General features: G+C 35.1%; 1 protein-coding gene. It reads right to left on the reverse strand.

The annotated features are described in order from the left end of the window. Positions 1-269: 269 nt before the first annotated feature. Positions 270-1,031, reverse strand: a complete 762-nt coding sequence (locus HMPREF0519_RS03785; protein ID WP_003634797.1) for a hypothetical protein — start codon at positions 1,029-1,031, stop codon at positions 270-272. Between the last annotated feature and the right edge of the window lie 359 nt (positions 1,032-1,390).

Below are 1,390 nucleotides of genomic sequence, written 5' to 3' on the forward strand. Positions count from 1 at the left end.
ATTTTGTAGCCGTCGAGTTTAATTAGGCTGGTTTTAATCCAGTTGTCTGTACATTCAACTTTAATCCAACCAGAGACAGCATTAAACACAGTGAATCAACTTTACAAATTGACGTCCTTTGCACGACAATTTATTTAAGATTAAAATCGAAGGCTAAAAAAGAGTACTTGATCAACCACTTAAGACTTATCTTAAGTAATCGATCAAGTGTTTTTTACGTTGAGTTATGAAGCTAGTCGTCGGTTCTGATGATGTTATTAGGACTCACTTTAATCCAAGTCGAATTCTCGGCTTACTTGAAGCAAAGTGTCGTATCCCAACGAAGGTTTATAGTAAAAGCCAAGTTCTTGTTTGCAGGCTGCAATCTTTTCCTCTTCGGTAATGATGATCCCGAATTGATCCGCAACTTTTTTCAATCGGTTTATAAAAACGAAGGTCTTGAATCCCTGCTTGATTTGACGGTAGCGGTCATCGTTTTCGGTTCTTAGAATATTGAGTAGCCAATGAATATTTTTAATTGTGCGAAGGCGTTTTTCTAGGAAATAACTGGTTGTTGGAATTCTGACCGGCGAATCGATGTTTTTAAAGAACACATCGGTTGCGTCATTATTACGGGTTGGCTGGATATGATCAATGTGCTCTGCCGAAATCCAGGTGACGTTCTTCGATCTGTGAGTTGCCTTTAAAGCAATAAACCCTAATTTACCGAAAGGACAGGGGATGTATTCCTTCTCTCCGATGAAATGCGCTAACTCTTCTCGGGTATAGTCATTATTGGTGGTATATTCAACGGTTAATTTTTGAAGCAATGTCTTGGTCGTTAATTCGTAACCGGTTATTTTTTCAGTTCTGAAGAAAATGGCCGTTCGATAGTTCTTATTGTTTAATTCCGTTATCATATAAACATCCTGCCAATTAATCCGGCATCTTTTTCGACGACTATCAAGATGATTTAATCTCAATTTTGTGATATCGAGTGTGTCTTGATGGATTCGTTTACCGGTTGCTGATAATTGGGCTTCTAATTTCATTATGTCCTCCGTTCATCTAAATAAAGTTGTACCTCAGGCCAATGGACTGAAAACACTTTTGCTGATGTTGAATGCGACTTATTTTAAATGTTCAATATTCAGGGCAGCACGATGTGTTTTCAATTTGATTCGTGTCAAATGCTATTTAGTTAAAGATCCATTTCGAACCTCCATATTAGTAAATACTTATTATATCGATTTAAAATTCAATAAAAAAGAATATATCAGATAAAATTAATAATGTAAATAGATTTTTTAAACTATTTTTCGTTACAATGCCTTGATATATCGCATTTGAAATACATTTTATACAATTTTGTTGAGCTATAATCTGAATTTTGAGTAGCTTTTATTAGAAT

The sequence above is a fragment of the Lentilactobacillus hilgardii DSM 20176 = ATCC 8290 genome (genome assembly GCF_000159315.1).
In the GTDB taxonomy this organism is placed as follows: domain Bacteria; phylum Bacillota; class Bacilli; order Lactobacillales; family Lactobacillaceae; genus Lentilactobacillus; species Lentilactobacillus hilgardii.

Coding starts and splice junctions, on each gene's coding strand:
- HMPREF0519_RS03785 (WP_003634797.1), bottom strand. CDS start 1,031: ATGAAATTAGAAGCCCAATTATCAGCAACCGGTAAACGAATCCATCAA.